We start from the raw sequence: 23,193 nt of genomic DNA, 5'->3' as shown, positions 1-23,193 counted from the left end.
AGCCACCCCCCGCACGCGGGGCGAACCCGAGAGCAGAGCAGTGACACCGTCGACAGCTATCGAGGGCGCGGCCGCGTACGGCCGCGCCCTCGCGGCCATCCCCAGTCCGCAGGTCAACTCGATCCCCCTCGGTCCGCTGGAGATCCACTTCTACGCCCTGTGCATCCTCGCGGGTGTCGTCGTCGCCGTCTTCTGGAGCGAACGCCGATGGGCCGCCATGGGCGGCGAACAGGGCACCATCATGGACATGGCCGTGTGGGCCGTGGTCCTGGGCCTGATCGGCGGCCGCCTCTACCACGTCATCAGCGACGCCCAGCTGTACTTCGCCGAGGGACGCGAACCCATCCGGGCCCTGTACGTGTGGGAAGGCGGCCTCGGTATCTGGGGAGCCATTCCCATGGGCGCCCTCGGTGTGTGGCTGGTGGCGCGCAAGCGCGGCCTGTCCATGTCCAAGCTGTCCTTCGCCATCGCCCCCACCCTTCCCCTGGCCCAGGCCATCGGCCGCTGGGGCAACTACTTCAACCAGGAACTCTTCGGCCGCCCCACCGACCTGCCCTGGGCCGTGGAGATCAGCCCCTTCCCCAACGGCGCCCTGCGCCCGGGCATGGAGTTCGGTGTCACCACCTACCACCCCACCTTCCTCTACGAGTCCCTGTGGTGCCTGGGCCTGGCCGTCCTCCTGGCCTGGGCCGGCCGCCGCTTCGAGGGCGCCCTCCAGGGCGGCCGCCTCTTCGCCCTCTACGTCATGGGCTACTGCGTCGGCCGTTTCTGGATCGAGTACCTGCGCGTCGACCCGGCCAACGACTTCCTCGGCCTGCGCCTGAACAACTGGACCTCCGTCCTGGTCTTCCTCGGCGCCCTCGCCTACTTCGTCTGGGCCGGCCGCCGCATCGACTCCTTCTCCAGCGCGGTGCTGCCCCACGGCGCCGACGCCGGAACCCAGGTGTTCGGCACCACACCCGACAGTGAGGGCAACGACAGCACCGTCTACAGTGCCCTGGACAGCGAGGATTCCTCTCTCCCCACCGGCAGCGAAACGGACAAAAACGCAGCTGAGGACGTCGGCACGGAATACCACCCGAGCCCTGAGCGATCTACTGGCGAGGGCTCGACCGAGAACGAAGCCGGTGACACGGGGACCGATTCCGGGGCGAAGCCCGAGTAGACACGGGGTGCTCCACGCGATCGAAGCGTGGACCGTACACGCACCAGCACCGCCCTCAGGCCCTTCCGAGGCCCCCGCGTGCCCCCGTACCTTTCGAGCAGAGCACGGGTTGACGATTGAGAAAGACCGTGAGCAGAGTCGATTCCGGTTACGGCCGACGTAGCCGACGAGCCGTCGCCGAAGCGCCCGGACAGGCCTACACCGACCACGACCTCGAGCAGGACCTCGTCACCGAGGACGAACACCCCACCGACACCGGGCCCGCCCCGCGCCGCCGCAAGGGCGGCAGCCGCCGGGCCAAGGGCGGCGCGAGCAGGAGGAGGCGCGGCGACAGCGCCCAGGACAAGGGCACCGAGAGCCCGCGCGGCGTCGAACGCGTCTCGGCCTTCTCCGCGTCCGCGATCAAGAAGGTCTCGGTCCTGGGCGACCGGCCCAACCAGATCGTGTACACGCTCGCCGAGCAGAGCAAGCGCAAGCGCGGTACCGCCGTCCTGGCCGCCGTCAGCGGCGCCTTCGCCGTCGCCCTGATCGCCCTTCTCGGACTGCTGGGATACCAGCTCTTCAACGGAGCGGGAACCGTGGCCGGGGGTGACGACAGCATCGTCGCCCCGCCCGCCGGCCACAGCACCCTCACCCCGGAGCTGTACCTGTCCGAGCCCAACCGCGACGACGTCTTCGGCCCCATCAACGAGCGGCCCGAGGGCCTGGAGCCGATGACCGCCGAGACCGTCTTCGGGTCCGTCGAGGAACTGGAGCTGGACGGTATCCGGCTCCAGCTCCAGGACAGCGATGTCACGGACTCCTGCACCTCCCTGGTGTGGGGTGACGAGCTCGGCCAGTCCCTGATCGACGCCAACTGCGTCAACGCCGCCACCGGGATCTACAGCGACCCCGGCCAGGAGTACGTCGCCCAGGTCACCCTGTTCGACCTCGCCAACGCCGACGGGGCGACCGAGGCCGAGGCCGCCCTGAACCCGACCGACCCCGACACCGGCATGGGCTTCCTCCTCGCGCAGACCGGCGACGGGATCGACGGCCTCCAGGAGGGTTACAGCCAGGCCAACGCCCAGGTCATGGGCCACTACCTGGCCGTGTTCTGGGTCGCGCGCACCGACGGCACGCCGCCCGGCGACGACGCCGACCTGGCCACCCTCAGCGTGGCCGCCATGAAGGCGTCGAACTACGTCTACCAGGAGGTCGTCGCGGCCAAGGAGGGCTGACCCCCTCCGGCCCGCGCGCAGCACCGCACCGCAGCGGCCGTGCTCCCCGAGATCCTCGGGAAGCACGGCCGTTCGTGTTCGTCGCGGCGACAGATAGGATCGCGGACATATCGACCCGCCCACCAGGGTCGTGGCGAGGCGGAGCGGCCCCCTACCGGCCTCCGTACCGCTGCCGGAAAGCGAGTGGCCCGGTACAGCCCCGCCCCACCGAAGCAGCCGGAAGCGCAGTGCGCTCCCGGCCTCCCGATCTTTGAGGAAAGGTCCACTGGGGTGTCCCCTTCTGAAGCGTCGGCGTCCGGCTCCGCGGGGCGTCGGAGGAAGAGCAGCGAATCCGACGAGGCGCCGGCGACCGCCGGCCGCACCGGCGGCCGCCGCAGAGCGGCGGGAGGACGCAGGAAGCAGCAGCCCAAGCGCTTCAAGGGCCTGATCGCCGTCGTCGTCGCCCTCCTCGTCGTCGCCCTGGCCGCCCTCGGTGCCGTTCTGTACATGCAGGGCGAAGACACCGGGGACAGCGCCGGTGCGGCCCCGCAGACCCGTCCGGCCACCTACCGGGTGATCGACGCCGGCGGCATGAACGACGTGCTGGCCACCCGGGAGGCGGACAGCCGCCCCCTCAACGAGGGGGAGCTCTTCGGGGAGCGCAGCGCCGAGATCTCCAGCCAGGACATCGACTTCACCCTGCGCGACTCGGAGCTGACCGAGGACTGCGCCGCGGCGGTGTGGGGCCAGGACATCGAGCAGGCCCTTGCCGCCGCCGACTGCACCCAGGCCGCGCGCGCCACCTACGTGGCCGACGACTACTTCGGCGTGGTCGCCGTGTTCAACCTCGCCGATGTCGGCTCCAGCCGCGACGTCGCCACCGCCATGGCCGAGCCCGAGCCCGCCCCGGGGGAGGAGTCGCCCGCGCCCGAGGATCTCCCCGGCTTCGTGCTCGCCCCTTCCGGTGCCGAGCCCTTCGACCGCATGGGCAGCGGCTACAGCTCCAGCGACGCCATCATCAGCGGCCACTACCTGGTGGTGGTGTGGGTCCAGCCGACCGAGTCGGAGTCGGTTGACGACCGCGTCAGCCTCTCCAGCCCCCTCGTGGCCCTGTCCAACTTCCGCGACCCGCTCTACCGGCGCATGGTGCAGCTGGAGGCGGAGCTGGGCGGCACGGGCGAGGACACCGGGACCGAGACCGACCCTGTCGGTACCGCCCCCGAGTCCGATGCCGCCGTTCCCGGCGCCGGCGGCTGAGACGAGCCCTCCGGGCCCCGGCGGAACCTTCCGCCGGGGCCCGCGGCGTTCTCAGGAGCCGCCGAGCCGCTCCCACAGATCGGCGGCCACCTCGCGCAGCTGTCCGAAGCGGTGTCCGGGCAGGTCGAGCAGGCGCTGCCCGCCGACCCACTCCGGGGCGCCGGCCGCGGCCAGCCGTGCCGTGCGCTTGTTGACCGGGCGCCCCCGGTGCGCAGCCGCGTCGGCCAGCGCACCGCGCAGCACCGACGTCAGCGTTCCGTGGGCACGGCCCTGCACACCGGCCAGGATCCGCTCGGCGGGGGAGTCGGGGGCCGGGCGCTCGGACAGCCGCACCGCGGTCAGTCCGGGAGCGCCGAAGCCGCGCAGGAAGCGCACCTCGAAACGCGGCTCCACCGCCGCGCGCAGAGCCGACTGCCCCCTCTCGTCGCGCACGCACGCAGCCGAGGAGGGAACCAGCACGTACACGGAGGCACCCGCCGGAGCGGCCAGAGCCGCACGGGCCGCCAGGCGGTCCCAGCCGCCGGTGAGGTCGACCACCGCGCACCCCGGAACAGGGACAGGGGACTCCCACCAGGTGGACAGCCGCACCCGGCCCGCCTCGGGCAGCGCCTCCTTCGGCCAGTCGCCCACGGGCAGCACGGCGGTACCCTCCTCGCGCGCCACCCGCTCCAGGACCCCGCGCGCCGCCTCCGGATCCAGCCGTCCCCGGGCCTCCTTGGCGTTGACCCCCTGACTGTAGACCCTCGACCCCGACTCGGCCGGAGCCGGCGGCGTACGCGAGAGCGGACGCAGCACGTACAGGTCCGAGGCGGCCCCGATCGACTCGGCGCCGTCGTAGCGGTTGAAGTCCGGCCACACGGCCTCCATGAGCAGGTCCATCCGCACCAGGCGCGCCTGCGTGGCCGCGGCCAGCCTCGGTGTGGTCTCGCTCGCCCCGTAGGCGACCAGGACCCGCCCCCGCCGGGGGTCGGCCATCCCCTCCAGGCCCCGCCGCACGAACAGCTCCACCCCGTCGGGCGTGTAGGGCGGATCGGTGAAGACCACGTCGGCCGCCCCGCGCAGTGCGGGAGGCAGCCCCAGGCGCAGATCGGCGAAACGGGTGCGTACCGCCAGGCCCAGCCGGGCCGCCACCGCGTCGATGTGCGCCAGGACCCGCTCGTCGATGTCCACGACCTCCACACGTGCCTGCGGCCTCACCAGGGCCAGCGCGACCGAGGTCAGGTCGTGGTCGCCCACACACAGCAGGGTGCGGTCGTGCAGGTCGAAGCGGGCGTCCAGGAACAGGGCCCGGCGCAGTGCCGTGTGCGCCGTCGCGGCGACGTGGTCCAGGTCCGTGTCGGAGGCCGGCCCCTCCGCCACGGCACGGGCGATCTCGGCGGCGGCACGCCCGTGGCGGGCCGCCAGATGGGCGACCGGGTCGGCGAGGCCCTCCGCGGCGGCCTGCGCGTAGTCGCCGGGCCGCACCAGGCGCACCCCGTCCCCGTCCCGGACCGCCTCGCCCGCCGCCACGAGCCGCTCCAGCAGGGACGACACCAGTGTGTAGGCCACGGCACTGTCGCGCACGAGCGCGTCGGCGCTCCAGGCGCGCCCGTCCGACAGCGCCGCCAGGACCCGCGCGGGCCGCGGAGCGTCCACCCCGTGCTCACGCAGCAGGGCGCGGGCCGGCTCGGGCAGGGGCGGAGGGCCGCTCGCGGACGCGGGCGGGGCGGGAGTGCTTCCGGGCACGCCGGAAGAAGTCGGGTCTGCCATGCCCCGATCGTCCCACGCCCCGGCGGCGGCCGGATCCGAGCAGGTCATGCCCCTGCCCGCGGCGGTGAGGCGGATATCACTTCCGTGTTGCGACACCTCCCCCTTGGGCGCGCGTCGGCACCGGAGTAATGTGTCCAGGCCGCGTACAGTGGTCGCACTCACCGAGGTGGGAACGCCGGAAAAACACCGGCTTTTTATCCTCTTTGAGGGGTTTAGTCGGTTTCTTCGGTGGAAAAACCCGCTAGGCCGGATCTCCTCGGGAACCACACCGAGAGGACATGCGGTCCCGCGAGGGACAGCGCGGCACATGGACGGCGGCGCGCCGCAGCGCCGCCCGGTCCGCACCCCGCGTTCCGCACAGGGCACACCGGCGTGTACAAAGGGAACCCGCCCGACGGGAGGCCCGCCTGACACCGGTCCACGAGGACGTGGCCATGCCACGGTGCAGATGAAGGCACCCGACACGGGCACACAACTTCACGCAGCAGGGCCAATGTCGTCCCGGATGCGCTTTTCGAAGCCGACCACAGACGACAGGAGGGCACATGCCTGCTGGCCAGGTGCAGCGTTCGACCGTCCGCACGAACGCAGAGACCGCTCCCCAGGGCCTGTACGACCCCACCTTCGAGCACGACGCCTGCGGAGTGGGCTTCGTCGCCGACCTCACCGGACACCGCAGCCACGACATCATCGACAAGGCGCTCACCGTACTGCGCAACCTCGACCACCGCGGCGCCTCCGGAGCCGACCCCGACGACGGCGACGGCGCCGGGATCCTCACCCAGATCCCCCATGAGCTCTACAGCCAGGTCTGCGACTTCGACCTGCCCGGAGCCGGCGCCTACGCCACCGGTATCGCGTTCCTGCCCACCGACCCCGAACGGCGCGCCGCTGCCGTCGACACGATCGACGCCATCGTCGAGGACGAAGGCCTCGCCCTCCTCGGCTGGCGTGAACTGCCCGTGGAGCCCCGCCACAGCGGCCCCGCCGCCCGCGCGGCCATGCCCCACTTCGCGCAGCTGTTCGTCGCCGGGCGCACCGGGACCCGCACCGAGGGCCTCACCGGCATCGACCTCGAACGCCATGCCTACTGCGTCCGCAAGCGCGCCCAGCACGAGGCCGACGTCTACTTCCCGAGCCTGTCCCCGCGCACCGTCGTCTACAAGGGCATGCTCACCACGCCCCAGCTGGAGCCCTTCTTCCCCGACCTGTCCGACCGGCGCTACCGCTCCGGTCTGGCACTGGTCCACTCCCGCTTCTCCACCAACACGTTCCCGTCCTGGCCCCTAGCCCACCCGTTCCGCTACGTCGCACACAACGGTGAGATCAACACCGTCAAGGGCAACCGGAACATGATGCGCGCCCGTGAGGCCAAGCTCGCCACCGATCTCCTCCCCGGCGACCTCGAACGCATCTTCCCCGTCGTCGACCCCGACGACTCCGACACCGCGTCCTTCGACGACGTCCTCGAACTGCTCCACCTCGGCGGACGCTCCCTGCCCCACGCCGTGCTCATGATGATCCCCGAGCCCTGGGAGAACTCCACCGAGATGGACCCGGCCGTCCGGGCCTTCTACGAGTACCACTCCACCCTCATGGAGCCCTGGGACGGCCCCGCCTCCGTCACCTTCTCCGACGGCACCCTCGTCGGCGCGGTCCTCGACCGCAACGGACTGCGCCCCGGCCGCTACTGGGTCACCGAGGACGGCCTCGTCGTCCTGGCCTCCGAGGCGGGGGTCCTCGACATCGACCCCGCCGCAGTCGTCCGCAAGGGCCGGCTCCAGCCCGGCCGCATCTTCGTCGTCGACACCGCCCAGGGGCGCATCGTCGAGGACGAGGAGATCAAGGCCGAGCTCGCCGCCCAGCACCCCTACCAGGAGTGGGTCGACAGCGGGATCGTGCGCCTGGCCGACCTCCCCGAGGCCGAGCCCGTCCCCGTCACCCGGCTGAACACGGCCCAACGGGTCTTCGGCTACACCGAGGAGGAGCTCCGCCTCATCCTCACCCCCATGGCCCGCACCGGTGCCGAACCCATCGGCTCGATGGGCACCGACACCCCCGTGGCCGCGCTCTCCGACCGCTCCCGCCAGCTCTTCGACTACTTCTCGCAGAACTTCGCGCAGGTCACCAACCCGCCCCTCGACGCCATTCGCGAGGAGATGGTCACCAGCCTCTCCACGCTGCTGGGAGCGGAGGGCAACCTCCTCTCCCACCCGTCGCCCGCCGCCACCACCCTCAACGGCCGGCCTGAAGACCGGGGCGCCGACCCGGGCGGTGCACGGCGCCTCGCCCTGCCCACCCCCGTCCTCGACCAGGCCGAACTCGCCGCCGTCGTCGCAGCCGGCCGTACCGACCCGGCCCTGAGGACCTTCACCGTCGACGGCACCTACCCCGTCGACGGCGGCGGCGCGGCCCTCTCCGACCGCCTCTCCCGGATCAACGCCGAGGTGTCCGACGCCATCGCCGACGGCGCCCGGATCCTGGTCCTCAGCGACCGCGCCGCCGACGCCGACCGCGCTCCGATCCCGTCGCTGCTGCTCACCGGCTCCGTCCACCACCACCTGGTGCGCGAGAAGACCCGCACCGAGGTCGGAATCGTCGTCGAGGCCGCCGACGCGCGCGAATGCCACCACGTCGCCCTCCTCCTCGGCTACGGCGCCTCCGCGGTCAACCCCTACCTCGCCCTGGCCACCGTCCGCGACATGGTCGAACGCGGCACCATCGGCGGCATCGACGCCGACCACGCGGCCCGCAACACCGTCAAGGCGCTCGGCAAGGGCGTCCTCAAGATCATGTCCAAGATCGGTGTCTCCACCGTCAGCTCCTACACCGGCGCCCAGATCTTCGAGGCCCTCGGCCTCGGCAGCGAGGTCGTCGACCGCTGCTTCACCGGCACCACCTCCCGCCTGGGCGGCGTCGGCTTCGACGTCCTCGCCGAAGAGGTCGCCGTCCGCCACCGCCGCGCCCACACCGCCGGCGCCGCCCACCGGCGCCTCGACACCGGCGGCGAGTACCAGTGGCGCCGCGAGGGCGAACCGCACCTGTTCGACCCCGAGACCGTCTTCAAGCTCCAGCACTCCACCCGCACCCGCCGGTACGAAATCTTCAAGGAGTACACCTCCAGGATCGACGACCAGTCCGAGAGGCTCATGACCCTGCGCGGCCTCTTCCGCCTCAGGGAAGGTGTCCGCGAGCCCGTCCCCCTCGACGAGGTCGAACCCGTCTCCGCCATCGTCAGGCGCTTCTCCACCGGAGCCATGTCCTACGGCTCCATCTCCGCCGAGGCCCACGAGACCCTCGCCATCGCCATGAACCGCCTCGGCGGCAAGTCCAACACCGGCGAAGGCGGTGAGGACCCCGACCGCTTCACCCCCGACGCCGACGGAGACCTGCGCCGCAGCGCCGTCAAGCAGGTCGCCTCCGGCCGCTTCGGCGTCACCTCGCACTACCTCACCAACGCCGACGACATCCAGATCAAGATGGCCCAGGGCGCCAAGCCCGGCGAAGGCGGCCAGCTGCCCGGCCACAAGGTCTACCCCTGGGTCGCGCAGACCCGCCACTCCACCCCCGGCGTCGGACTCATCTCCCCGCCGCCCCACCACGACATCTACTCCATCGAGGACCTCGCCCAGCTCATCCACGACCTCAAGAACGCCAACCCCTCCGCGAGGATCCACGTCAAGCTGGTCTCCGAGGCCGGCGTGGGCACCGTCGCCGCCGGCGTCTCCAAGGCCCACGCCGACGTCGTCCTCGTCTCCGGCCACGACGGAGGCACCGGCGCCTCGCCGCTCACCTCCCTCAAGCACGCCGGAACGCCCTGGGAGCTGGGCCTTGCCGAGACCCAGCAGACCCTCCTGCTCAACGGCCTGCGCGACCGCATCACCGTCCAGACCGACGGCCAGCTGAAGACCGGCCGCGACGTCGTCGTCGCCGCCCTCCTGGGTGCCGAGGAGTACGGCTTCGCCACCGCACCCCTCGTCGTCTCCGGCTGCGTCATGATGCGCGTCTGCCACCTCGACACCTGCCCCGTCGGTGTCGCCACCCAGAACCCCGTCCTGCGCGAACGCTTCTCCGGCAAGGCCGAGTACGTCGTCAACTTCTTCGAGTTCATCGCCCAGGAGGTCCGCGAGTACCTCGCACGGCTCGGGTTCCGCAGCCTCGACGAGGCCGTCGGCGCCGTCGAACTCCTCGACACCGCCGAAGCCGTCGACCACTGGAAGGCCAAGGGCCTGGACCTCTCACCCGTCCTCCACAAGGTCCGGCCCCGGAACGGCGACCACCCCATCCGGCGGCGCTCCCAGGACCACGGCCTCGACAAGGCCCTCGACAACACACTCGTCCAGCTCTCCGAGGGCGCCCTCGAACTCGGCCGACCCGTCAAGCTCGAACTGCCCGTCCGCAACGTCAACCGCACCGTCGGCACCATGCTCGGCCACGAGCTCACCAAGCGCCACGGAGCGCAGGGGCTGCCCGACGACACCATCGACATCACCTTCACCGGATCCGCCGGTCAGTCCTTCGGCGCCTTCGTCCCCAAGGGCATCACCCTGCGCCTTCACGGCGACGCCAACGACTACGTCGGCAAGGGCCTCTCGGGCGGCCGCATCGTCGTCCGCCCCGACACCGCGTCCCGGCTCGTCGCTGAGGACCACATCATCGCCGGCAACGTCATCGGCTACGGCGCCACCTCCGGCGAGATCCTCCTCCGCGGCATCGCGGGCGAGCGCTTCTGCGTCCGCAACTCCGGCGCCCTCGCCGTCGTCGAGGGCATCGGCGACCACGGCTGCGAGTACATGACCGGCGGCCGCGCCGTCGTCCTCGGCCCGGTCGGACGCAACTTCGCGGCCGGAATGTCCGGCGGCATCGCCTACGTCCTCGACCTCGACCGGAACCGCGTCAACACCGAGATGGTCGAGATCGAGGACCTCACCGAGGAGGACCGCGGCTTCCTCACCGACGTCCTCACCCGCCACCACACCGAAACCGGATCCGCCGTCGCCCAGCGCCTCCTGGCCGCAGGGGACGCCGGACTCGACCGCATCGCCAAGGTCATGCCGCGCGACTACAAGCGCGTCCTGGCCGCCCAAGCGGAAGCGGAACGGGAAGGCCGCGACGTCGACGAGGCCGTCATGGCCTCCGCGCAGTCCTGAAGACACCGGCACACGAAAGGAGGACGGACATGGCCGACCCCAAGGGTTTCCTGAAGATCACCGAACGCGAACTGCCCCGCCACCGCCCCGTCGACGTCCGCATCCAGGACTGGCGCGAGGTCCACGAGGACCTCGACCGAGGAACCGTCACCCGGCAGGCGTCCCGCTGCATGGACTGCGGCATCCCCTTCTGCCACAACGGCTGCCCGCTCGGCAACCTCGTTCCCGAGTGGAACCACCTCGTGTACACCCACGACTGGGCCGAGGCGATCGAACGGCTCCACGCCACCAACAACTTCCCCGAGTTCACCGGGCGGCTCTGCCCCGCCCCCTGCGAATCGGCGTGCGTGCTCGGCATCAACCAGCCCGCCGTCACCATCAAGAACGTCGAGGTCTCCATCATCGACCGCGCATGGGAGGAGGGCTGGGTCAAGCCCCTGCCCCCTGCCGTCCGCACCGGGAAGAAGGTCGCCGTCGTCGGTTCCGGCCCCGCCGGCCTGGCCGCCGCCCAGCAGCTCACCCGCGCCGGGCACGACGTCACCGTCTACGAGCGCGCCGACCGCATCGGCGGCCTCCTGCGCTACGGCATCCCCGAGTTCAAGATGGAGAAGCGGCACATCGACCGCCGCATCGCCCAGATGACCGCCGAGGGCACCGAGTTCAGGCCCGGCACCGACATCGGCACCGACATCACCGTCGAACAGCTGCGCGCCGGACACGACGCCGTCGTCCTCGCCGGCGGAGCCACCGCCTGGCGCGACCTGCCCGTCCCCGGCCGCCACCTCCGCGGCGTCCACCAGGCCATGGAGTACCTGCCCCAGGCCAACCGCGTCCAGCTCGGGGACCTCGACCGGGCGCCCATCGACGCCCGGGGCAAGCATGTCGTCGTCATCGGCGGTGGTGACACCGGTGCCGACTGCGTCGGTACCGCCCACCGCCAGGGCGCCGCGAGCGTCACCCAGCTCGAGATCATGCCCAAGCCCCCCGCGACCCGGCCCGACGACCAGCCCTGGCCGACCATGCCCATGCTCTACAAGGTCACCAGCGCACACGAGGAGGGCGGCAAGCGCATCTACTCCGTCAACACCCTCGAGTTCCTCGACGACGGCAACGGCAGCGTCCGCGCCCTCCGGCTCGTCCAGGTCAGGCGCACCGACAAGGGTTTCGCACCCGTCGAGGGCACCGAACGCGAGATCCCCGCCGACCTCGTCACCCTCGCCATGGGCTTCGTCGGCCCCCAGAGGGAAGGCATGCTCGAACAGCTCGGCGTCCGGCTCGACGCCCGCGGCAACGTCGCCCGCGACGACGACTACCGGACCAGCGTCGAGGGCGTCTTCTGCGCGGGGGACATGGGCCGCGGCCAGTCCCTCATCGTCTGGGCCATCGCCGAGGGCCGCTCCGCCGCCGCCGGCGTCGACCGCTACCTCACCCAGGACACCGCCCTGCCGGTGGCCGTCCCGCCCACGGCACGCCCGCTCGTCTAGGTGTGGTGACCTGAGAGGTTGGCAACCCGGGAGGGCCGCCTCGCGCCCGGTCAGGCGCGGGGCGGCCCGGTCGGCCGCGCAGGGCACGACCGGGGGAGCGGAGGCCGGACCACCGAGGGGCGCGGGACATCCCGCGCCCCTCCTCCGTCCACACCCCCTGGTACACCGCTCCTGTCCCTGAGAGGATGGGAACACTCCCCGACACCGAGGACAGACCCATGGTCTACCGGCTCATCGGCGACACCGCCCTGGTCCTCCATCTGGCCTTTCTCGCCTACGTCGCCCTGGGCGGCTTCCTCGCCTGGTACCGCCCCGCGGCCTTCTGGCCCCACCTGGCCTGCGCCCTCTACGGGCTGGGCATCACCGTCATCGGCTGGACCTGCCCCCTCACCACCGTCGAGAACTGGGCCCGCGTCAACGCCGGGCAGGCCGGCCTGCCCCCCGGCGGCTTCATCGACCACTACCTCACCGGCGTCGTCTACCCGGCCGAACACCTCGTCGCCATCCAGGTCGCCGTGGGCGCCGTCATCGCCCTCTCCTGGCTCGGCCTCGCCCTGCGCCTGAGCAGGCACCGCAGCGCACGTAAAGACTCCGGACGGATCGGGTAGCGGGGCCTCCTCTTCCCGCCGACCCCGACGTACCGTCGAAGTATGACCGTCGCGACCTGGGAATCCTTCCGGGCGGCAGAGCACTTCACCATGAGCTCCGCCCGTCTCGTCGACCGCTGCCGCTTCGCCCACATCTTCCAGAACGGGACCGCCGACCGCGTCCGCTCCGCCGTCAGCGCCTACCGCAACCTCGACGGCGGCTACGGCAACGGACTCCATCCCGACCTGCGCGGACACGCCAGCCAACCCGTCAGCACGGCGACCGCCCTGCTCTACCTCGACGAACTCGGCCCCATCCCCGGCGACACCACCACAGGCATCTGCCGCTACCTCACCGGGGTCACCACACCCGACGGCGGTGTCCCCGCCGTCACACCCGCCGTCCGCCACACCCCAGCCGCCCCGTGGTGGCGCAACCGCACCGACTTCACCAGCGACCTCGCCACCACCGCACGCATCGCCGGCTACCTCCACAAGCACACGGTCTCCCATCCCTGGCGGGACACCGCCACGGCCTACTGCTGGAGACACATCGACGCACTCCACTGGACCGATCCGCGCGAGGCCATCGGCGTGTGCACCTTCCTCGACCACGTCCCCGACCGCGAACGGGCCCGGCGCGCCCTCGCCCGGCTCACACCGATGATCCGCGCCGCCATCGACACCGAGCCCACCACCTTCGGGCCCCGCCACACCCACACACCGCTGGACCTGGCACCCGAGCCGGGCCACATCGCCCGCAACGCCTTCACCGACACCGAGATCGCCCGCAGCCTCGACAACCTCGAAGCCCTGCAGCGCTCCGACGGCGCCTGGGAGGCCCTTGAGCACCACTGGCACCCCACGGCCACCACCGAGCACGAGGGCATGCGCACGGTCCAGAGCCTGCTCGTACTCCGCGCCTACGGCCGCATCGGCCTCCGCCTGCCCAACCCTCGCAGGGACGCCTGATCCGACGACCGCAGTGCTTCCGCGAGCACCCGGGCAGGGCGGGCACCGCGCCCCGCCCGGAGGAGAGGGCCCCGGGGGCTCAGGACCCGCCCAGCGCCAGGAGACGCACCCCCGCGCGCTCCAGATCACCCCGGTCCACACCACCGCCCGGGAGGGCACGGCCCGTCACCGCGCGCACCGCCGACACTCCCGCCGACACGTCCGACCACACGCCCGGAACCACGGACTCCACCACATCCCTGTCCGCACCCCCGAACACCAGCGACCGGACCGCATCCAGCGCCTCCGGCGCCGTCCACGGCGCACGGCCCAGCGCATCCGCCATGTCCCAACCGTGCAGCACCGCCTCCACCACACGTGTCACCAGGAACTCCGACAGCAGCATCGGATCGCCGTGGCGCGTCACCACGACCCGGCCCTCCGCCTCCGCCGCCAGGCGCTCCCGCAGCGGTGTCCACCGCTCCCGCAGCACCCGACCCGGTTCGCCCGCGTCCGACCGCCGCGCCGCCGCCTCCACCGCCGACCCCACACGATCGGCATCCACCTCGGCGGAGAACCGCACGTCCGGCCGGTAGTACCCCGCCGCCGACACCAGCGGCCCCGGCGCCCTGGCACCGCCGTCCAGCATCGGGCCCACCCGCAGCACCGCGCCCACCGTGTGCATCGCCAGCGCAGCCACATCCCACGGCGCACACCGCGTCGGCAGCACCGCCTCCTCCTCCGACAACCCCGACAGCACACCCTCCAGTGCCGCGACCTCCGCCGCCAGAGCGGACAGGACACTCCCGGAAACCACCACCGACACCTCCATACCGAAAAGGAACACAACAGTCCGACACGCCGGTTCCGCCGTCCCGGGACCCGCTCCCGCGCCACACATCCGTGCACAGTTCCCGTTCGGCTTCCCGCAGCCTGAGATACGTCCGTTCGCAACCTGGTTTAGACCAATGCATCCCGCAGAAGCTCTAGAGTGTTACGCGTGACACGTCGAGCAAAGATCGTCGCGACCCTCGGTCCCGCAACCTCGAGCCCGGAGATCCTCCGCAAGCTCGTCGACGCCGGACTGGATGTCGCCAGACTCAACCTCAGCCACGGAACCCACGACGACCACAGCGCGAACCTCGCCGCCCTGCGAGCCGCCGCCGAGGAGTCCGGACGCGCCGTAGGTGTCCTCGCCGACCTCCAAGGACCCAAGATCCGGGTCGGCACCTTCGCCGAAGGCCCCGTCGAACTCAACGTCGGCGACGAATTCACCATCACCGTCGACGACGTCCCCGGCGACGCCACGCGGGTCTCCACCACCTACAAGGGACTTCCCGGCGACGTCCGCCCCGGTGACCGCGTCCTCATCGACGACGGCCGCCTCGCACTGGAGTGCACCAAGACCACCAGTACGGACGTCCACACCCGCGTCATCTTCGGCGGGACCGTCTCCAACCACAAGGGACTCAACCTTCCCGGCGTCGCCGTCAGCGTTCCCGCGCTCACGGACAAGGACGAGGAAGACCTCCGCTGGGCCCTGCGCAACGGCGTCGACATGGTCGCCCTCTCCTTCGTCCGCAGCCCCGCGGACGCCGAGGAGTGCCACCGCATCATGGACGAGGAGGGCGTCACCGTCCCCCTCATCGCCAAGATCGAGAAGCCCCAGGCGGTGGAGCGCCTCCAGGACATCATCGAGGTCTTCGACGCGGTCATGGTCGCCCGCGGCGACCTCGGTGTCGAACTCCCCCTGGAGAACGTCCCCATGGTCCAGAAGCGCGCCGTCGAGCGCTGCCGCGACAAGGCCAAGCCGGTCATCGTCGCCACCCAGATGCTCGAATCCATGATCGGCGCGCCCCGACCCACGCGGGCCGAGGCCTCCGACGTCGCCAACGCCGTCCTCGACGGAGCCGACGCCGTCATGCTCTCCGGCGAGACCAGTGTCGGAAAGTATCCGGTCGAGACCGTCGAGACCATGGCCCGCATCATCGGTGCCGCCGAGCAGGAGTCCCTGCGCGCCTCGCACATCCTCAACCGGGTGCCCGAGACCACCGGTGGAGCCATCGCCCGGGCGGCGGCCGAGATCGGCGCCACCGTCGGCGCCAAGGCCCTCGTCGCCTTCACCATGTCCGGCGAGACCGCCCGCCGCCTGGCCCGCTACCGCTCGCCCATTCCGCTGATGGCCTTCACCACCGAGCACGCCACCCGCGGCCGGCTCTCCCTCACCTGGGGCGTCGAGACCAACCTCGTCCCCTGGGTCGACAACACCGACGACATGGTCCGCCAGGTCGAGAGCGAGCTACTCCAGCTCGGCGACTACGCCAAGGGCGACAAGGTCGTCATCGTCGCGGGCAGCCCGCCCGGAACCACCGGTTCCACCAACTTCCTGCGGGTCCACCGCCTCGGCGACGCCGTCGCCCTGAACAACAACTGAGGAACCCGGCGCCTCGCAGGCGCCACCAGACGTGCCGCATCAGGTCCGATCCGGAGAGGAACCGGCGTATGAGCCGCGCCGCCCCCGGATCGGTACCGGATGCGGCCGATGTCTTCTCCGGGCCGGTCGGACGCCCCGCCCCGCGCTCCGGCCGCGAACGCCGCCGGAGGAATCAGCTGCGGCTCTCCTGCTGCTCCTGGCCGCCGGGCGTCCCGCCCTCGGGGAGCACCCGCTCCAACGGCATGTCCCAGGGCAGCAGGTTCCACGGGCTGCGCGGATCCTCCGTCAGCAGCCCCAGCGCCGTCCACACCCGGTCCGTGCCGCCGTCCTCGTCCCCCGCGGCCCGGTTCGGCCACAGCAGGTACCCCGCGTGGAACGCCGTCGACAGCTGCTGCCACGAGGCGTACCGCCGCTGCAGGTCCGAGGCCACCCGCCGCAGCATCGTCTGCGTCTCCACCGGACTCAGCCAGTCCAGGGACGCCCCCGCGCACACCAACCGGATCGCGTGGACCGAGCGCCACCACTGGTACGCCCCGATGATCACCGTCTCGTCGCCCTCGACCGCCCCGGTGACCTCACGCAGCCGCTCGACCTGCTCGGGCGTCAGCCGGACCTGCTCGCCGGTGTCCATCCCGCCCTCCTCGCGGGGCAGGCGCGACCGGGCGATCCCCGCGCCCAGGTCCACCACCAGGTCCAGCGTCGAGCCCGTACGCAGCTCCTCGACGTGCGCCTCGAACGCCGCCACCAGGGATTCGCGGTCGGTCACCTGCCACTGGTGTTCGAGCATGCGCCGATAGCGGCGCCGCAGCGTCCGCTGCGCCACCACGTCCCAGGGTTCGGCCAGCGCCACCCGGAACGGCGCCGCCACCGCGGCGGCCCACCGCTCGGTGCTGAGCGGCGCGTCGGGGTCCTTGGTGCGTACCGCGGGCGACTCCCGGACCCCGAGCACCAGTTCGGTGAACGTCCCCGCCACCAGTGCCACCGCCGGCAGGAACGACCAGCCGGGCATGTCCATGACGACGAGGAGGACGACGAGCAGCGCGAGGGGCGCCAGCAGCCACGGCTGGCGACGTCCCGACCCCCAGGCCACGACGACCCAGGCGCCGATCACCAGCGCGCCGAAGATCCCGGCCACAGCGGTCAGCACCTGCCGCTCCTCTCCTGAGAACTCGTCTTTGATCTTCAAGGATCGGGGACACCCGGCGGCGGGAGCGCCCGAACCGTCGGGTTGTACTCAGGTTGTGGCCGGGATGTGATCGGTTCAGCCCGCTCGCCGCCGGGAGAAAGCGACAAAAGGGCTATATCCAGCCGGGTGGTCCAAGGGGCCCCGGAGGTTTCGGCCTGTCTGCCCGATCCCCCGGTGGCCGGGCCGGGGAAGCCCTGCCCTCCGTGCCGCAGCATCCCCGCCGCGGCGGAGGCGGCAGCGATGCCGCGGCAGGGGAGCGGGACGCGGCACGGCTCTCGCGAGGGGGCCCGAACCGGTCGAGGGCCGAGATGCGCTCGCCGGCCTCCCGGGCCGCCAGGAGTCCGGGAGGGTCGGACGGGAGCGCCCCGGACCCTTTCCTCGGCACGGCTCGGCAGAACCGCGCGGTGGCGCCGAGCCCGGGCTGCAGCCACGGGCACTCCGTGCCACATGAGCACATGCCGGGAATGACGAAAGCCGCCTCATCGGGCGGCTTTTCGTCTTCAGTACCCCGAGTGGGACTCGAACCCACACTTTATGGACTTTGAAACCATTGCCTCTTCCGTTGGGCTATCGGGGCATTTAGTGCATATGTCCGATTTTTTCGCTCAGGGGTGCCCCTGGCTGTCCGGAGTGGCTGCGAGCGGCCAACAGTGATGTCACGATTGGCGCGCAGAGCAGGTCCCGACGCCCGCCATCCTAGCGGATCTCGGTAACCTCATCTACGTGACGACGAGGACGCAGAGCCGCGTGGTGATCGCGGAAGACGAGGCCCTGATCCGCCTGGACCTCAAGGAGATGCTTGAGGAGGACGGCTATGCCGTCGTGGGAGAGGCCGGGGACGGGGAGACGGTCATCCGGCTCGCCCAGGAGCTCAGACCCGACCTGGTGATCACCGACATCAAGATGCCCGTACTCGACGGCCTGTCCGCCGCCGAGCGGATCGCCGCCGAGCGGATCGCCCCCGTCGTGATCCTGACCGCCTTCTCCCAGCGCGAGCTGGTCGAGCGGGCGCGCGAGGCCGGTGCCATGGCCTACCTGGTCAAGCCCTTCAGCAAGTCGGACCTGGTGCCCGCCATCGAGATGGCCACCTCCCGCTACGCCGAACTCGCCGCACTGGAGGCCGAGGTCGGCAACCTCCAGGACCGCCTGGAGACGCGCAAGCTGGTCGAGCAGGCCAAAGGGCTGCTGCAGAGCCGCCACGGGATGAGCGAGCCCGAGGCGTTCCGCTGGATCCAGAAGAACTCCATGGACCGCCGCCTGACCATGCGCAAAGTGGCCGAGACCGTTGTGGAGACGCTCGGCGGGAAACAGTTCTAGGGCGATCGCCGGCAGGACTGACGCAGCTGTTCCGGCGGAACTGAACTCCACGGGGCCGCACCCTCCGGATGCGGTCCCTTTTCCATGTCCGCCTCCGCCCCGCCCGCACCCTTCTCCGTCCGACGCCTTGCCGCGGCCGCTCCGCCGCGCGCGGACTTCCTGCGTTCTGCCACGGAAGAGGTGTCGAGAGGGTGCACATCGTGCAGCCGCCGGGACGGAAATGAGACAACCGTCCAGGGTCAACCCACCTGGAGTGACGGTTGGATCTCATTTCCGCACGCCGCGATGACAGTTGGGTCACGTGACTTAAGCGAAGCTGAACGACCTGCCTAAACCGGGCTAAACTCGCCGCACCGAACAGCAATGGACAGTGGTGCCGAATGCGCGCATACGGTGCCGCTACCCCTCAGATGCGCAAGGAGCGCGCGTGCGCACACGCCTCGTGACCGTGCTGCTCGCCCTGATCACCGCCATCCTGGTGATCCCTGGGCCGGCGGCGACGGCGGACGAACAGGGCGGTGAGGCGCTGCACGGTCAGATCCGCCATCCGGGCGACCGGGATCAGGGTGTCGAAGGCATCACGATCACCGTGTTCGAGGATGAGGACGAGATCGGTGCTGCCGAGACCGACCCTGATGGAAATTGGGAAGTGGAGCTGCCCGGACCGGGCACCTACCGCGTCGTGGTGGACCAGGAGTCCGTCCCCAGCGAATTCGTCGTGAGAGAGACCGCCATCGTGGCGGGTGGGGAGAGCGAGGTGGAGGTCGAGGCGGGAGACCGCCGTCCCCTCATCATCGCTCTGGAAGCCCCAGGGGCCACCGGAGACGACAGCTCCGCCTCGCCGTCGGAGGATGCGACGGAGGAGTCCGGCTCCGACGGGGCAGCTCCCGCCGAGGAGGGGGAGATCGCGGTCGGGGTGGACAGCAGCGCCTCCTTCGGTGAGCGCGTCCTCCAGCTGGTCGCGGCAGGTCTCCTGTTCGGCCTGGTGATCGCGGTGTCGGCCATCGGTCTGTCCCTGATCTTCGGTACGACGAAGCTGATCAACTTCGCCCACGGCGACATGGTGACCTTCGGTGCGATGGCGGCCCTGGTGTTCAGCAGCGGTGCCGCGGGCCTGGGCAACTCCCTGCTGGCGATCTTCGCGGGCCTGGGCGCGGCGGTACTCGCCGGCGCCCTCCTCGAGACGAGGCTGGGCCGGGGCGCGCTGATCGCGATCCAGTGGTCGGCGATCCTCGCCGGCATCGTGCTGGCGACCGTCCTGGGCGTACTGGGCGACTCGGTCGGCTGGCAGGTCCCGCTCTGGATGGCCGCGGTGCTCGCGGTCCTGATGGGCGCGGTCCTGGGCGGGTGCATGGAGCGCTACATCTGGCGACCGCTGCGCGGCCGCAACGTGGCGCTGATCCAGATGTTCATCGTCTCGATCGGCCTGGCCCTGGTCCTGCGGCACGTGATCCTGGTGGTCTTCGGTTCGGGCCGCAGCCGCTACCCGGGCTTCCAGATCCAGGAGATGGTGAACTTCGGGCCGATCTCGATGCCGCCGCGCGACCTGGTGGTCATGGCGGTGGCGGTCGTGGTGCTGGTGGGGGTGGCCTGCCTGCTGCAGTTCACCCGCATCGGCAAGGCGATGCGCGCGGTGTCGGACAACCGCGACCTGGCGGAGTCGTCGGGTATCGACGTGGACCGGGTGACGCTCTACGTGTGGGGCCTGGGCGGCGGTCTGGCGGCGCTGGGCGGTGTGCTCTACGGCCTCAACCAGGTGGTCGAGTACGAGATGGGCTTCCGTCTGCTGCTGATGATGTTCGCGGCGGTCATCCTGGGCGGTCTGGGGACGGCCTACGGAGCGATGGCCGGCGGCATTGCGGTCGGCCTGGTGGCGATGCTGTCCACTCTCTGGTTCCCGTCGCAGTTCATGCAGGCGTGGGCCCTGATCCTGATGATTCTCATGCTGCTGGTCAGGCCCCAGGGCCTGCTCGGTCAGCGCGAGCGGGTGGGCTAGGAGCAACTGACGATGGACATACTTTCGATCCTTGCCGAGTCCATGCGGTCGGCCCTGGGCCCGGTCGCCGCGATCTACGCCCTCGCCGCCATCGGCCTCAACCTCCACTTCGGCTACACGGGCCTGCTGAACTTCGGCCAGGTCGGGTTCATGCTGGTGGGCGCCTACGGCGTGGGTATCAGCGTGGCGGTGTTCGACCTTCCGCTGGCGGTGGGCTTCGGTGTGGGGCTGCTGTGCGCGCTGGTCCTGGCGCTGCTGCTGGGTATTCCGACGCTGCGCCTGCGCGAGGACTACCTGGCGATCACGACGATCGCGGCGGCGGAGGTGATCCGGCTCGTGTACCGGTCGGGTTTCGCCGAACCGCTGACCGGCGGCGTCTACGGCCTGCAGAACCTGGCCGGCGACTTCCGGGCCCTGAACCCGATCCCGCCCGGGACCTACGGGGTGGGGATGCTGTCCTACAACGCCAGCCACCTGTGGGTGATGGTGACGACGTGGGGCCTGGTGCTGCTGATGGCGGGCCTGACCTGGATGTTGACCCACAGCCCGTGGGGGCGTGTGATCAAGGGCATCCGGGAGGACGAGGACGCGGCCCGCAGCCTGGGCAAGAACGTGTTCGCCTACAAGATGCAGGCGCTGGTGCTGGGCGGCCTGATCGGCGCGCTGGCGGGCTGCATGATGGCGGTCTACCAGGCGGCGATCCAGGCGGACCAGTTCAAGCCGCAGGTGACGTTCTTCCTGTGGGTGATCCTGCTGCTGGGCGGTGCGGGACGGGTGTTCGGGCCGGTGCTGGGCTCGATGATCTTCTGGTTCCTGATGAGCTTCACCGACGGTGTGCTCCGGGGGCTGGGGAACCTGGGTCTGCTGCCCTTCCTGGACGGTCCGGACTACGGAGCGATCCAGCTGGCCTTCGCGGGCCTGATGCTGGTGCTGCTCATCGTCTTCAGGCCGCAGGGAATCATCGGCGACCGCAAGGAGATGCTGATCAATGTCAAGTGACGAGACCGTGGTCGACCGCATGGGGGCCGCGGACGCGGTGCCGGGCAGTGCCAAGCCCGACCCCATCCTGGTGGTCGACGGCGTGCGGCGCTCCTTCGGCGGTCTGACGGCTGTGGACGTGGAGCACCTGGAGGTGCAGCGGGGGACGATCACGGCGCTGATCGGCCCGAACGGCGCGGGAAAGTCGACGCTGTTCAACCTGCTGACGGGCTTCGACCGGGCGGACAGGGGCCGGTGGTCGTTCGACGGCCGGCAGATCGGCGGCAGGAGCGGGCACCAGGTGGCGCGTGCCGGCATGGTGCGCACGTTCCAGCTGACGAAGGCGCTGACGCGGATGTCGGTGCTGGACAACATGCTGCTGGGTGCCCAGGGGCAGCTGGGGGAGCGGCTGGCGGGTGCGTTCCTGCGTCCGATGTGGAAGTCGCAGGAGAAGGAGAACACCGCGAGGGCACTGGAGCTGCTGGAGCGGTTCAAGCTGATCGACAAGCGCGACGAGATCGCGGGTGCGCTCTCGGGCGGCCAGCGCAAGCTGCTGGAGATGGCCCGCGCCCTGATGACGGACCCGAGCACGATCATGCTGGATGAGCCGATGGCGGGTGTGAACCCGGCGCTGGTGCAGTCGCTGCTGGGGCACATCACGTCGTTGCGCGACGAGGGCAAGACGGTGCTGTTCGTCGAGCACGACATGGACGTGATCATGGGCATCAGCGACTGGATCGTGGTGCTGGCCCAGGGTCAGGTGATCGCCGAGGGGCGTCCGTCCGACATTCGTTCGAACCAGCAGGTGATCGACGCCTACCTGGGTGCCCGTGAGGAGGACGGCGATGAGTGAGGACGGGGGCCTGAGGGCGGAGTCCGCGGAGGAGATCCAGGAGCACCGCGAGGAGCTTCTAGAGCAGGCGGTGGCCGAGCCCGCTGAGGCGGGTTCCCCCGGCGACCACCTGCTGCTGGCCAAGGAGCTGGTGGCGGGGTACGTGCCCGGGGTGAACATCCTCAACGGGTGCACGCTGACGCTCACCGAGGGCGAGGTCGTGGCGATCATCGGCCCCAACGGCGCGGGCAAGTCGACGCTGATCAAGACGGTCTTCGGCCTGATCCCGGTGCGCGAGGGCGAGCTGACGCTGCGGGGGGCGAGCATCAAGGGCCTGCCGGCGCACGGCCTGGTGGAGCGAGGGGTGGGGTACGTGCCGCAGACGCGGAACGTGTTCCCCTCGCTGACCATCGAGGAGAACCTCCAGATGGGGGCGTACCTGCGGCCGAAGGCGTTCGCGGAGCGGTTCGCGGTGGTGGCGGAGCTGTTCCCGCTGCTGGGCGGGCGCCGCAAGGCCAAGGCGGGCTCGCTGTCGGGCGGTGAGCGCCAGATGGTGGCGATGGGGCGGGCCCTGATGATGGACCCGTCCGTGCTGCTGCTGGACGAGCCGACGGCGGGTCTCTCCCCGATCTACCAGGAAGAGGTCTTCCAGCGGGTGAAGCAGGTCAACGAGGCGGGTGTCTCGGTGATCATGGTGGAGCAGAACGCCCGCCGCTGCCTGCAGATCTGCGACCGGGGCTACGTGCTGGACCAGGGCCGCAACGCGTACACGGGTACGGGCGCGGAACTCCTGAACGACCCGAACGTGATCGAGCTGTACCTGGGAACCCTGGCCAAGGCCTGAGCACCCGCGAGGGGGAGGGACGCGGGAGCGTCCCTCCCCCTTTCGTGTGCGTTCCTTCCCGCGG

16 protein-coding genes and 1 tRNA gene are annotated in these 23,193 nt (G+C 70.9%); 13 read left to right on the top strand and 4 right to left on the bottom strand.

Going from position 1 to position 23,193, the window contains the following annotated elements; genetic code table 11:
- Positions 1-40: 40 nt before the first annotated feature.
- The 3 genes from lgt (at position 41) to FHS13_RS16590 (ending at position 3,621) form a co-directional block, all read left to right on the top strand.
- Positions 41-1,165, top strand: coding sequence for a prolipoprotein diacylglyceryl transferase (gene lgt / locus FHS13_RS16600; RefSeq protein ID WP_184292841.1), 1,125 nt, complete (start codon positions 41-43; stop codon positions 1,163-1,165).
- Positions 1,166-1,293: 128 nt separating this feature from the next.
- Entirely contained in the window at positions 1,294-2,385 is a 1,092-nt protein-coding gene (locus FHS13_RS16595; protein ID WP_184292840.1) for a hypothetical protein, read from the top strand.
- Positions 2,386-2,655: 270 nt separating this feature from the next.
- Positions 2,656-3,621, top strand: a complete 966-nt coding sequence (locus FHS13_RS16590; RefSeq protein WP_343065061.1) for a hypothetical protein — start codon at positions 2,656-2,658, stop codon at positions 3,619-3,621.
- A 51-nt stretch (positions 3,622-3,672) separates the two neighbouring features.
- Here the strand turns inward: FHS13_RS16590 and FHS13_RS16585 are convergent, their stop codons facing one another.
- Positions 3,673-5,370 (bottom strand): bis-aminopropyl spermidine synthase family protein, encoded by a 1,698-nt coding sequence (locus FHS13_RS16585; protein WP_184292839.1) that lies wholly within the window; start codon positions 5,368-5,370, stop codon positions 3,673-3,675.
- A gap of 545 nt (positions 5,371-5,915) precedes the next feature.
- Between FHS13_RS16585 and gltB the strand changes: the two genes are divergently transcribed.
- The 4 genes from gltB to FHS13_RS16565 all read left to right on the top strand — a co-directional run bounded on the left by gltB (position 5,916) and on the right by FHS13_RS16565 (position 13,563).
- The gene (gltB, locus tag FHS13_RS16580; RefSeq protein ID WP_184292838.1) at positions 5,916-10,520 is read left to right on the top strand and encodes a glutamate synthase large subunit; all 4,605 of its coding nucleotides are present in this window, start codon (positions 5,916-5,918) and stop codon (positions 10,518-10,520) included.
- A gap of 29 nt (positions 10,521-10,549) precedes the next feature.
- The gene (locus tag FHS13_RS16575) at positions 10,550-12,004 is read left to right on the top strand and encodes a glutamate synthase subunit beta (protein ID WP_184292837.1); all 1,455 of its coding nucleotides are present in this window, start codon (positions 10,550-10,552) and stop codon (positions 12,002-12,004) included.
- A 218-nt stretch (positions 12,005-12,222) separates the two neighbouring features.
- Positions 12,223-12,612: a DUF2784 domain-containing protein gene (locus FHS13_RS16570; RefSeq protein WP_184292836.1), complete on the top strand. Its 390-nt coding sequence runs from the start codon at positions 12,223-12,225 to the stop codon at positions 12,610-12,612.
- A 42-nt stretch (positions 12,613-12,654) separates the two neighbouring features.
- A complete protein-coding gene (locus FHS13_RS16565) occupies positions 12,655-13,563 on the top strand; it encodes a prenyltransferase (RefSeq protein ID WP_184292835.1) in 909 nt (302 codons plus the stop codon).
- A gap of 79 nt (positions 13,564-13,642) precedes the next feature.
- Here the strand turns inward: FHS13_RS16565 and FHS13_RS16560 are convergent, their stop codons facing one another.
- Positions 13,643-14,374, bottom strand: a complete 732-nt coding sequence (locus tag FHS13_RS16560; protein WP_184293001.1) for a maleylpyruvate isomerase N-terminal domain-containing protein — start codon at positions 14,372-14,374, stop codon at positions 13,643-13,645.
- 168 nt (positions 14,375-14,542) lie between these two features.
- On the opposite strand from FHS13_RS16560, the gene pyk reads away from it, so the two are divergent.
- On the top strand, positions 14,543-15,976 hold the full coding sequence (gene pyk, locus FHS13_RS16555; RefSeq protein ID WP_184292834.1) for a pyruvate kinase: 1,434 nt from the start codon (positions 14,543-14,545) through the stop codon (positions 15,974-15,976).
- 172 nt (positions 15,977-16,148) lie between these two features.
- On the opposite strand, the gene FHS13_RS16550 is transcribed toward pyk, so the two are convergent.
- Together FHS13_RS16550 and FHS13_RS16545 are read right to left on the bottom strand one after the other, a co-directional pair.
- A complete protein-coding gene (locus tag FHS13_RS16550; protein ID WP_184293000.1) occupies positions 16,149-17,123 on the bottom strand; it encodes a DUF1266 domain-containing protein in 975 nt (324 codons plus the stop codon).
- Between the two features lie 543 nt (positions 17,124-17,666).
- Positions 17,667-17,739: transfer RNA gene (locus tag FHS13_RS16545), tRNA-Leu, on the bottom strand.
- A 170-nt stretch (positions 17,740-17,909) separates the two neighbouring features.
- Here FHS13_RS16545 and FHS13_RS16540 point away from each other — a divergent pair.
- The 5 genes from FHS13_RS16540 to FHS13_RS16520 all read left to right on the top strand — a co-directional run bounded on the left by FHS13_RS16540 (position 17,910) and on the right by FHS13_RS16520 (position 23,129).
- Positions 17,910-18,479, top strand: a complete 570-nt coding sequence (locus tag FHS13_RS16540; RefSeq protein ID WP_184292999.1) for a response regulator — start codon at positions 17,910-17,912, stop codon at positions 18,477-18,479.
- 427 nt (positions 18,480-18,906) lie between these two features.
- A complete protein-coding gene (locus FHS13_RS16535) occupies positions 18,907-20,475 on the top strand; it encodes an ABC transporter permease subunit (protein ID WP_184292833.1) in 1,569 nt (522 codons plus the stop codon).
- A gap of 12 nt (positions 20,476-20,487) precedes the next feature.
- Positions 20,488-21,474: a branched-chain amino acid ABC transporter permease gene (locus FHS13_RS16530; protein WP_184292832.1), complete on the top strand. Its 987-nt coding sequence runs from the start codon at positions 20,488-20,490 to the stop codon at positions 21,472-21,474.
- Positions 21,464-22,306 carry an ABC transporter ATP-binding protein gene (locus FHS13_RS16525; protein WP_184292831.1) on the top strand — a complete coding sequence of 281 codons (843 nt, stop codon included), beginning with the start codon at positions 21,464-21,466 and terminating at the stop codon, positions 22,304-22,306. The genes FHS13_RS16530 and FHS13_RS16525 overlap by 11 nt, the downstream gene beginning before the upstream one ends.
- Complete coding sequence (locus FHS13_RS16520) at positions 22,299-23,129, top strand: ABC transporter ATP-binding protein (protein WP_184292830.1); 831 nt, start codon at positions 22,299-22,301, stop codon at positions 23,127-23,129. The genes FHS13_RS16525 and FHS13_RS16520 overlap by 8 nt, the downstream gene beginning before the upstream one ends.
- The last annotated feature ends 64 nt before the right edge of the window (positions 23,130-23,193 follow it).

Origin of the sequence: Nocardiopsis algeriensis (assembly GCF_014203695.1) — a bacterium.
In the GTDB taxonomy this organism is placed as follows: domain Bacteria; phylum Actinomycetota; class Actinomycetes; order Streptosporangiales; family Streptosporangiaceae; genus Nocardiopsis; species Nocardiopsis algeriensis.
The sequence above is the reverse complement of the archived record's forward strand: the minus strand, read 5'-3'. Positions and strand labels throughout refer to the sequence as shown.